8 protein-coding genes are annotated in these 10944 nt (G+C 53.2%); 1 reads left to right on the forward strand and 7 read right to left on the reverse strand.

Annotated features, from left to right (window positions below; genetic code table 11):
- Positions 1-531, reverse strand: a 531-nt coding sequence (locus tag VMT62_12530) for an MBL fold metallo-hydrolase (GenBank protein ID HVN97246.1), incomplete at its 3' end; no start/stop codon positions are given.
- 55 nt (positions 532-586) lie between these two features.
- Between VMT62_12530 and VMT62_12535 the strand changes: the two genes are divergently transcribed.
- Positions 587-1099 (forward strand): methylated-DNA--[protein]-cysteine S-methyltransferase, encoded by a 513-nt coding sequence (locus tag VMT62_12535; protein HVN97247.1) that lies wholly within the window; start codon positions 587-589, stop codon positions 1097-1099.
- Here the strand turns inward: VMT62_12535 and VMT62_12540 are convergent.
- The 6 genes from VMT62_12540 to VMT62_12565 all read right to left on the reverse strand — a co-directional run bounded on the left by VMT62_12540 (position 1019) and on the right by VMT62_12565 (position 10123).
- Positions 1019-1540, reverse strand: coding sequence for a hypothetical protein (locus VMT62_12540; GenBank protein ID HVN97248.1), 522 nt, complete (start codon positions 1538-1540; stop codon positions 1019-1021). The two genes, VMT62_12535 and VMT62_12540, sit on opposite strands and share 81 nt — an antisense overlap.
- Before the next feature lie 41 nt (positions 1541-1581).
- Positions 1582-4437 carry an excinuclease ABC subunit UvrA gene (gene uvrA / locus VMT62_12545; GenBank protein HVN97249.1) on the reverse strand — a complete coding sequence of 952 codons (2856 nt, stop codon included), beginning with the start codon at positions 4435-4437 and terminating at the stop codon, positions 1582-1584.
- Positions 4438-4558: 121 nt separating this feature from the next.
- A complete protein-coding gene (locus tag VMT62_12550) occupies positions 4559-6013 on the reverse strand; it encodes an RtcB family protein (GenBank protein ID HVN97250.1) in 1455 nt (484 codons plus the stop codon).
- A gap of 13 nt (positions 6014-6026) precedes the next feature.
- Positions 6027-6434 (reverse strand): archease, encoded by a 408-nt coding sequence (locus VMT62_12555; protein ID HVN97251.1) that lies wholly within the window; start codon positions 6432-6434, stop codon positions 6027-6029.
- A 29-nt stretch (positions 6435-6463) separates the two neighbouring features.
- Positions 6464-7315 (reverse strand): hypothetical protein, encoded by an 852-nt coding sequence (locus VMT62_12560; protein HVN97252.1) that lies wholly within the window; start codon positions 7313-7315, stop codon positions 6464-6466.
- Positions 7316-7450: 135 nt separating this feature from the next.
- Complete coding sequence (locus tag VMT62_12565; GenBank protein ID HVN97253.1) at positions 7451-10123, reverse strand: fructose 1,6-bisphosphatase; 2673 nt, start codon at positions 10121-10123, stop codon at positions 7451-7453.
- Positions 10124-10944 lie beyond the last annotated feature (821 nt).

Genomic DNA, 10944 nt, shown 5'->3' on the forward strand with positions numbered 1-10944 from the left:
GTAGTCCGCCCGATAGTGGTCCGGCAGTTCGTCAAAGAATCTCGTGTCCGCAATAAGCCCGATGGTGCTCTCAAGATGAAATAAAAGTCCGTAGGTCTCCACGGGATGACGGTGTCGCACAGGGGTAGAGAATGTAACATCTTTGATCGAATACCGCCCTGCCTCGGTAAGCGCCACTATACGGTCAAGGTAACCCCTCACAAACCGGAACACCACAGGGTCCTCGTTAAGCGCATCCTGAGGCGTAAAGAGCGTGCCCTTCTTTTTGAACCCGCCCTCCGCCATGGACTCGATCAGAATATTCACGTCATTACTGTGGTCCATATGTTTATGGGTAAGGATGATGGCGTCAAGCTCGGCAGGATCAAAGCTTTCCTGTGCTGCCCGGATCCGGACAATAGCCCCGGGGCCGGGGTCTATATAAATATTCGTGCTCTTGTATTTGAGTCGCAGGCCTCCGGTTGCGCGCAGCTGTCTTGAGGCCACAAACCGGGCGCCCCCGGTGCCGAAGAACTGGACAAACCATTCCATTTTCGCCTCTCCTTATGGTAATCTCATTCTAATTGACCGTACGGGAGATGTCAATTTGGATTCCATAGAGTACACTTCCTTCGAATCGTCCTTAGGCGTCATCTCTGTTGTTTCTAAAAACAACAGGATAATCGCTCTCGATCTCAATTCAGTACACCCCTACCAGGTGGAGAAATACCTCCTGACCCGCTACCCTGACGCCGTCGAGTCTCCACGGTCCTTTAAGACCATAAGGCTCCTGCTCGACCGCTACCTCAGGGGAGAAAAGGTCGACTTCGATGTGGATGTGGATACGTCGGGGCTCAATCCCTTCACCTGCAGGGTACTCGCGGAACTCAGAAAAATCCCTTACGGAGAACTGGCGAGCTACCTTTCAATAGGAAAGAGATTGGGATATCCCATGGCGGCCCGGGCTGTGGGCCAGGCGGTCAAAAGAAACCCCATACCTATCATCATTCCCTGTCACAGGGTCATCCGTGACGACGGATCACTTGGCGGGTTCTCCCTGGGGAAACAGGTAAAGAAAAGGCTTCTTTCGCTTGAGGGTATCCTTGACCGTATCAAGTAGACCAGGCTTATTCTGACAGAAATCCCAGGCGATCATCTCAAAGATGCTGCCGGGGCTCGCTGTGTATCGTTTGGGCTCAGCAAACGTTTGTCCAGAGATACGTGCGTCCTCAGAATCGAAAAAATCGATCTTTCGTATGGCAAAGACTTTCTTTTTGCAGTCCACCTCGACTGATTCTATGAAGTAATGGAAAGCATCCGGATTGAGACCGTCACGGGCAAGTCCTCTCTTAATGCTTAAACCCACGGAGCTTGCCGGGGCAGGCACGAGTTTCAACTGGCCGCGTGCGGGGGTTACAGACCCCTTGGATGAAAACCCCAGGACCTCTTCTGAATACCACGTATCCTTCTCGGTGGTCAGGGCAACCTTCTTCCACCCCGTAGTGGCAGAAAGAGTAAGGGGCGCCGTCACGAGGAGAATACAGAAGAAGAAGAAAGCCACGTGTCTTCCAGCTTTGGGGACAGGGATCATCTTATAGGTAATTATCGCACTTTTTGGGCCAGGACTTTATCTTTTGCCCTATTGTTGAGGATATCGCCGTTCAAATATTTCTTGAGAAAGAGTCCCGTATAGCTTGAGGGAGACCCCATAACCGCCTCGGGTGTGCCTTTGGTCACGATCCTGCCTCCCCTTTCCCCGCCTTCGGGGCCAAGATCGATAATATAGTCGGCGCATTTGATAATGTCGAGATTGTGCTCGATTACAACAACCGTATTGCCCCGTTCGATGAGTTCAAAAAGCACGTGAAGGAGCTTTTCAATGTCGGCAAAATGAAGCCCCGTTGTGGGTTCGTCAAGGATATAGAGCGTGCTGCCCGTGTCCCTCTTGGAAAGCTCGCGGGAGAGCTTAATTCTCTGCGCCTCCCCTCCGGAAAGCGTGGTCGCGGCCTGTCCGAGCCTGATGTAGCCGAGACCCACTTCGTTTAACACCTTGAGCTTGCTCTTGATGTGCGGCAGCGCATCGAAAAACTCCATCGCCTGGGTCACGGTCAATTCGAGCACATCGGCGATGTTCTTTCCTTTGTATCGTATCTCTAAGGTATCGCGATTATACCGTTTGCCTTTGCACACATCACACTGAATGTACACATCGGGCAGGAACTGCATCTCAATCTTGACGAAGCCTTCCCCCGTACAGGTTTCGCATCTGCCGCCCTTCACGTTGAAGCTGAACCGTCCTTCTTTGTACCCTCTCATCCGTGATTCCGGGAGCTTGGCAAAAAGCTCTCTTATGTGCGTAAAAATGCCTGTGTATGTGGCCGGATTTGATCTCGGCGTCCTTCCGATAGGCGACTGGTCGATATCGATCACACGATCGATTGCTTCGTATCCGGTCATCCCCTCGGTCTCTCCAGCCCGTTCCTTGGACTTGTAGAGTTTCTGTTTGAGCAGGGGATAAAGTGTATCCACAATGAGGGTGCTTTTTCCCGAACCGGACACGCCGGTAACAGCGGTAAAGACCCCGAGGGGGATTTCCACGTCGATGCATTTTAAGTTGTTCGCACGGGCGCCTTTGATCTTGATAAAACCTTTGGGCTTCTTTCTTTTTTCAGGCGCTTTGATCTGGCGCCGTTTCGATATATACAAACCCGTAATCGAATCGGGATGCTCTTCAAGGGCCGCGGGCGTTCCCTGAAATACGAGCCTGCCTCCATTCTCTCCAGCGCCGGGGCCCAAATCCACCACATAGTCCGACTGGACGATGGCATCGTGATCATGTTCCACCACGATCACCGTGTTGTCGAGATCGCGAAGCCTTTTCAGGGTCCCGAGCAGGCGCTCGTTGTCCCGCTGATGCAGCCCGATGCTCGGTTCATCGAGCACGTAGAGCACACCCGTGAGTCCTGATCCTATCTGCGTGGCCAGGCGTATTCTCTGGGATTCGCCCGACGAGAGCGTGGCCGAATTGCGGCTTAAGCTCACGTAATCGAGGCCCACATCCAGGAGGAATTTGAGCCTTGAACCGATCTCCTTGAGAATGGCCCGGGCAATCTCCCGTTCTTTATCGGAGAGTTTGATCTTCTCGAAGAATTTGAGCGACTCCTCGATGGTGAGGGACGCTATCTCATGGATATTGAGCCCGTTCACCTTGACCCAGAGCATCTCTTTCTTGAGTCGGGCCCCGTTGCAAACCGGACAGGGAATGAGGTTGATGAACCGTTCGAGTTTTTCTTTTTCGTAAAAATCGGCCTTCTCCCATTCCTTCTCAAGCTCACCGATTGCGCCTTCAAAGGGCCTCTTTGCAAATTCTCTCCTTGCCCCGTGATCGATGAAAAAATCGATCTCTTCACCCTTTGAGCCGAAGAGGATGGCGTCCTGCACGTGCTTGGGCAGATCCTTGAAGGGTTTGCGTACGTTGATCTTGTAATGTTTGACCAGGGCTTCGAGAAAGGGCAAAAAGTGGACCGGGTTCTTGTCGGCCCAGGGGAGTATAGCCCCCTCTCTCAAAGACAGATCGGGATTCGGTACGATGAGTACAGGGTCGAAATATTCCTTGACGCCCAGGCCATAGCAGGCGGGACAGGCGCCGTACGGATTATTAAAGGAGAACATTCTCGGGGCAATCTCAGGGTAGCTGATCCCGCAATCAGGACAGGCGAACCGTTCGCTGAAGATGTACGTTTTCTCCTTGGTCTCGACGGTGATGAGACCGTTTGCCTTGGCGAGCGCAAGCTCGACAGCCTCGAAAAGCCGACGTTCAATACCTTCTCTTAACGTAATCCTGTCGATGACCACATCGATTTCATGCTTCTTGTTCTTGTCAAGTATGATCTCTTCGGAGAGGTCCACAAGCTTCTTGTTCAATCTGATCTTGGCGAAACCTTGTTTTCTCAGCTCGTCGATCTCTTTGCGGTATTCTCCTTTTCTCCCCCTCACGATGGGGGCATACACTGAGATCTGCGTTCCCGAAGGAAGGGACAGGATGGCGTCCACAATCTGCGGGGCATGCTGGCTGGTAATCTCTTTGCCGCAGTTGTAACAGTACACGTGGCCGATACGGGCGAAGAGAAGACGCAGATAGTCGTAAATCTCGGTCACGGTACCCACGGTGCTTCTCGGGTTCTTACTGATGCTCTTCTGTTCGATGCTGATGGCCGGCGAGAGCCCCTCGATGTAATCGACATCGGGCTTGTCCATGAGTTCGAGAAACTGGCGGGCATAGGACGAGAGCGATTCCACGTAGCGCCTCTGCCCCTCGGCGTAAATCGTGTCGAAAGCGAGGCTCGATTTCCCGGAGCCGCTCGGGCCCGTGATTACAACCATCTTATTCCGTGGGAGAGTAACGTCGATATTCTTGAGGTTATGTTCCCTGGCGCCTTTTACAAATATTCTGTCCATTAACCTTCATCTTCTACTGATTCCGCTTTTGAAGCCCCATATTTTAACAGAAAACGAGCCCCATTTCAAAAGGCCGCGCGTGACACCGCTCGGTCCGTTATTGCTTTAAGCTCTTGCCCATTTACCCCTTGATGCAGCCGAGCGGGATGATCTTAGCCACAAGCCTCGATATCCCGGCATCGTGGACCACGCGGACTACCCTGGAAACATCCTTATACGCCTCGGGCATCTCTTCGGCAAGTGTTGTCTTGCTCGCCGCTTTCACGTAAATCCCTTTATCTTCCATCTCTTTGTGAAGGGCTCGTCCTTTTGCCGCCCTTATGGCCTGGCCTCTGCTCATGACCCGTCCGGCGCCGTGACAGGTACTTCCGAAGGTCTCGTCCATGGCGGCCTCGGTGCCACAAAGCACATACGATGCCCTGCCCATGTCGCCTGGAATAAGCACCGGCTGCCCCACATGCCGGTATTCATCGGGCAGGCCCCTACTGCCCGAGCCGAAGGCCCGTGTAGCGCCCTTTCGGTGAACGCAGAGTGCCACGTCCTTTCCCTTCACACGGTGCTTCTCTAACTTCGCGATGTTGTGGCAGACGTCATAGACAAGCGAAAGGCCGAGGTGGGAGGCGCTTGTCCGCAGACTCTTCTCGAAGGTCTCGCGCACCCAGTGCGTAATCATCTGCCGGTTCGCGAAGGCGTAATTTGCCGCCGCAGCCATGGCCCCAAAATACCGTCGTCCCTCGTCAGAGGTGAAAGGCGCTGCGCAGAGCTGCCTGTCGGGAAGCGATATACCATACTTTTCCGAAGCCCTGATCATCTCCCTGATATAATCGTCGCATACCTGATATCCGAGCCCCCGAGACCCGCTGTGGATCATAATCGTAATCTGGTCTATAAAAAGCCCGAATGCCTGGGCGGTCTTCTCGTCATAGATCTCACTGATCCTGCCCACTTCCACGAAGTGGTTTCCGCTCCCCACGGTGCCTAACTGGTCTTTGCCCCGTTCGTAGGCCCTTTCCGAAACAGAATCGGGATCGGCATGGGAAAGCTCGCCGTTATCTTCCATGCGGCGCAAATCCCCGGCGTCCCCGTATCCTTTCTCCACGGCCCACCGTGCGCCCTTATGCAGGACCTTTCTTATCTCGTCCCGTGACAGTTTCAAATCTTTCCGGTGCGAACCCACCCCGCTCGGAATGTTGACAAAAAGGTTATCGATGATCTGAGAAAGCTCCTCTTTTATCTCTTTTGCGTTAAGCGATGAACGCATGAGCCGCACACCACAGTTGATATCGTAGCCCACACCCCCGGGCGAAATGACCCCTTCTTCGGCATCGAATGCCGCGACCCCGCCGATGGGGAAACCGTATCCCCAGTGCATATCGGGCATGGCCATGGAAGCGCCCACAATGCCCGGCAAACAAGCCACGTTTTCAACCTGCTTGATACTCTCATCGGTACCGAGTATCTTGAGAAGCTCATCGTCAAGAAAGATAAGTCCGTCGACCCGCATGGCCCCGTGCTTTTCCACGAGATAGCGATTGTTATCAAGTTTTTTCAAAGGCGTTTTCGTTCTCTCGGCCATGTCGTTCTTTCCCTCACAGATCCACAATGAAAGTCGCTTTGAATCGCCCCTTGTTTCTGCCAAGGAAGAACCTGTGGTACGTCACTGCTTTGACCGCGCCGATAGCCGTATGTCTCGTTTCGTCAAAACGCTCACCCTTGAGGATGGCAGTGAGTTCGCCTTTTTTTTTCTCGATGGCTATTTCTTTGGGGAGGAACTGCTCCGTGTCCCACAGATAAAGCAGATCGTTGAGGAAGATGACAAGAGGTTCGCCGTACCCCGCAATGGGGCGCCGCTTTTCTTCGATGGGACGCACCGGATTCATGTCCGCTATGAGTGAGAACAGGGCGTGAGCGCTCTCGCTAAAAACTTCTTCTTCCGTGCTGCCGTAAACCTCGAAACCCACGTCTGCTTCGTGATCAATGATCCTGTAGTTCTTCAACGAGTAGTTTCGCGCCTGGATCGCGTCTTCTATTTCTTTGCCTTGCCTTCCCGTATGATCTGTTTGAGTTTCACGGTTATTTCCACGGCCTTCTCAAGCGGGCGCTGCCATATGTTGCGGCCGAAGATAAAGCCTGATCCGCCTGCATTTATACAGAGACGCGCCTTCGCGAGCAGGTCCTCATCGGAAACCATCTCTCCGCCGGCAAAGATGACCGGCGCGCCGCAGGCCGCCCTCACGACCCGTTTCAAGGCCTCTTCAAGCTCCACGTTGAAGCTCTGATAGGGCTCAGGCACCTTCGGGTCTTTTTTCATGCTCGGCACATTCACTTTTACCATGTCGGCGCCAAGCTCCACGGCCGTGCGTGCTGCATATTCGATAGCATAGAGGCTGTTCTTGCCCCCTTTTGCCTCAATTTCACGGCCCCGGGGATATGACCAGACTATGATCGGCAATCCTGCCTGGTGCGCTTCTTCCCTGATTGCGGCGAACTGCTCGAAATCCTCATCCTGGCGTGACGAGCCTATATACAGCGTGTAACCGATAGCTATGGCCGAAAGACGAAGGGCGTCATCGACCGAGGCCGTTACAGGAGAGAGAGGGTCGGCGTCGCTCGGGATCTCGGTTTTGCCGTTCACTTTGAGAACCAGAGGCACTTCATTGTACATACGGTCGAAGTACCGGCGGGCGTTTCCCACATGGAAGACAACCGCGTTGTATCTCGCCTTTTTTGCAATCTCTATGATATGCAGAGGATTTTCGGCAAATGGCGCATGAAAGAAATCCCGCGGTCCATGCTCCAATCCCTGATCATAGGGAAGGATAATCGTTTTTCCAAATGTCTGAAGAAGTCCTTGCAGCCTCACGTCTTTCGGGTCCATAATACCCTCCTTGGAGTCGAGTCTTTTTTATTATAGCACAAAAGATGTTATCGGCAATGGCAGCCAAAACTGTATACCTCACGCTAAAAAAAGCGGCTGAAATCCCGTTTTAGGAGTCTTTTACGGGGCGCCCGCTTACGTCAGCTTCTTGTACACCTCCTCGAGCACGCTCTTTACCGGTAACGCGTAAGCCGATCCGTCCGCAGTAATACGGTTAAGCACCTTCACGAGCGGATACGCCGGTTCCACGTCACGGGCGCCTACACCCACAGGCGTGAACTCCGATCCCTGTGCCCGCCACAGTTTGGCGTTGATCTTGTCTATTCGGATCCGCGCCTCATGATAGCTCGGCTCCGCGAAGACGTCCCTCATCTGTGTAATGCCCTCGGGGCCGTAACCGAGCACTAACCCCACATGGAGACCTCTGCTCCGTATCGTGCCCACTGCCTCCGGAAGCGGCTTTGGGACGAGCATCATGTAATGCGAACCCCGTTCATCTCCCTGGGTCATGAAATATCCGGACTTCAGCAGCTCGAAAATGGGCAGAACAAGTTCTTCGACCCCCAGGAGCACCGGATCGTCCTTGCCGACATACTGACCGCCCGTGATGATTGCAAGCCTCTCTGTGGAGGCTGAGAGCAGCATACTCCCAAGCGCCTGCTCCACTTCCTCTTTGCCTGTGACACTGCGGTTCATTGACCAGATGCGCTTCACGTTGAAAAGATTTGTAGCCCCGAGTAAGGTCAGGATATCATCCGTGTGCCAGCGGGCGCTTAAGAAAATTCTCGTGTGGCGATGAATATCCCAGATCTCAAAAGCCAGGTCCTGCCCGTAACGTGACTGGAATCCCGGCTCGCGTATGGCTTCGCGCGCTGCGTGGAACAGAGGGATATTGAAACATGCCGGTCCCGCCTTATCTGCAGCCAGAAGATACACGTTGCCCATTTTCCCAACGGGCACTTCCGCAAATCCAGGCCCCTGCCCCGTGACATTGCCTGCGAAAGGCTTTTTCACCTCCACCCCGGCGTGGCCCGCCTTCCATTTTGCCATGGCAGACCGGATCTTCTCGATGGATGACCGTTCGGGCTCGGGTAGAGTCTCGTTAAGCAGCTCCACAAAACGTTCGCTGGGCTCAGCCAGCTCTTCAACCTTCTTCCCTTTTGTCGCCGGGCCGATCTGGAGATCCTGGGCCAGGGCATAGGGTTTAAATCCCATTATTTCCGTTACCCACACCTCGCGCCAGAACGACCGAAACGCGAGAAGATGTATGGCATTGGCGTCCACACCACTCACGTGGTGCATCACGAGGTGAAGGTCATCCCCCACGCCGAAAACTCTGAAGTCCTTTATAAGTCCATTTTCCTTTGCCTCCATCAGGCTTGCCCGGGAAACGGCCGCAAAGAGCGTAGTCGGAGTGGTGTGTCCCACCTTCCCTCCCGCATCCGCCTTGATATCTGACAATGTGTTTCCCCCGGAGTCAGTGTTGGCCTTTTCAACCAGGGGGTCCAATTTCCCTTGCCCGCTCTCAGGGATGCGTTTAAAATAGCCGGCCAGTTCTGCTGCCTTTGATTCGGCACGAGCTTCAGCCATCTCTGCAGTCATCTGCGGCTGAAATTCGCCGTGGCCGGCCATGAGCCTGATGAAAGCACGTGCTTCTGACTGCAGCCACTCGGTCTGTACCCGATCCTGGCCGAAGACATCCACGAAGTCGTGGTCCGGAGGGATGAGCCCGTTCCCGTAAGACTGGTACGTGTATGCGGCAAGCCTGGCCGTCGCAGCCTCGCGGGCATCGATTGATGCCTCTTCCATGGTGACGGGCACTACACCCACATGGTAACCCCCATCCAATCCGCCCACAACAAAATGAAAATCGCCGCCCAGATTGAAATGAGCCTCTCCCACAGCGGGGAGTCCGCCCTGAAGGCGCAGAACCGCCACCGGATTTGTGACTGGAATGCCGGGCAATGCCGGTGCGATTGACACAGCGGCAGCCGGCTCGTGGCGAGTCGGCTGGAACTTGCCTTCGCTTAAAACGAAGCGGCCCTTCACCGCATAGACCGCGCTTATCACCCATTCTGCCGGGTTTGCGATCATGGAGAGAAGCTCACCCCAGTCCCCCACGTGGTCCCGCTGCAATTCCAGGGGTTCCTCCGCGAAGGGATAGACCAAAAAGAGTCTTTCCTCCTCCGGCCGGTCGCCGAACACATAGAGTCGCCGCACTTTTTTGCAGGAGCGCACGTCCCCGATATTCTCCACGATGGCAACGTATCGCGCCCCATCGAGCCTTTGATGGGAACCTTTGTCAGGATGAAAGTAGAGATCGAAGAGCATCCTGTTGAAAGCGCCCATTCCTCCGTTCATCACCTTAGCGACGAAGATCGGTTCCGCTCCCCGTTCCGTGAACGGAAAATCGAGCGGTATTATCCGCAAGGCCTCCACTTTCTCATCCGGTCGCAGGCAGAAGAAGTCAAGACCGTCGGCGGCACGGTAGATGCCCGCCTCGGATGCCGCCGTAAGGGCGGACGCCATAGCCTCGAGCGCAAGCCCGTGCATGTGAATGCTGTTGAGCCCTTTGCCGAGCGAAGTTATCTGCGCCACAAGGTCGCTTCCCATGGCAAAAACACGGAAGTCACGGATCACCCCACCATGCCTGGCTTTTTCAAGCGTTGATTGAGCCCTGGTGATGACCGATATAGGAATACTCGACAACCCCTTGAGCCAGCGCAATATGTCGGCGCTGACAACGGTCGCGGTTACCCGCCTCTCCACCCTCCCCGGTTCGTCTCTTACGAACTCCTCTTTCGTCATGACATACCTCCTCCTGGGCGTATCCCCTGAAGCCGCGCCATCTCATACGCGGTCCCGCCTCACGCATGATGGCACAATCCGATTCATGCGTATAATCCCAAATATAACGCAGTTAATCCCAGCCGCAACCTCGGGTGCGCGTTTAGACAAGAACACACCGCTTCGCGTTGTCTGTTTGTTTGGTTTATTTGGTTTGTTTGGCTTATTTGGTTTGTTTGGTTTATTTGGTTGAAACCCGACAAACCGTTTTTTTGGTTTGTTTGGTTTTTCTGGTTTATTTTGTTGAAATCAGATGAACCCAAATCCTGTTCTTTTGGTTCACATCGCTTGTTTTGTCTACTTGGTTGTAACTATACAAACTTTCTTTGTCTTGTTTTGTTAAAACGCGACAAACCATACAAACTTTCTTTGATTTATTTGGTTGAAACCATACAAACCTCCTCCGTTGATTTGTTTGTATAGTCGTTTTGGTTCATTTGGTTCAAACCTGACAAACCAAACAAACACGACAAACCATACAAACCATACAAACCATATGAACCATAAAAAGTTGACAAGCGATGAGAAAAACCTTATAAAATTGAGCATGCCGGAGTGGTGGAATTGGCAGACGCGCCGGACTCAAAATTCAAAAAAATGTATTTTTAAAAGACGAGCTTCTGGTCTGGATTTCAGCTTAACTATTTAATAACAAAAGCAAAATAGCTATTCTATCCTTTCCTGTATTTTCTATCCGTTCAGGTCTTTTTAGATGCCTTCTGCTACAATTCTGCTACAGTCAATTCATTCTATCTTACAGAATTCTCTTTTCTTTGTTTTCG

It is taken from the genome of Syntrophorhabdaceae bacterium (assembly GCA_035541755.1).
In the GTDB taxonomy this organism is placed as follows: domain Bacteria; phylum Desulfobacterota; class Syntrophorhabdia; order Syntrophorhabdales; family Syntrophorhabdaceae; genus PNOF01.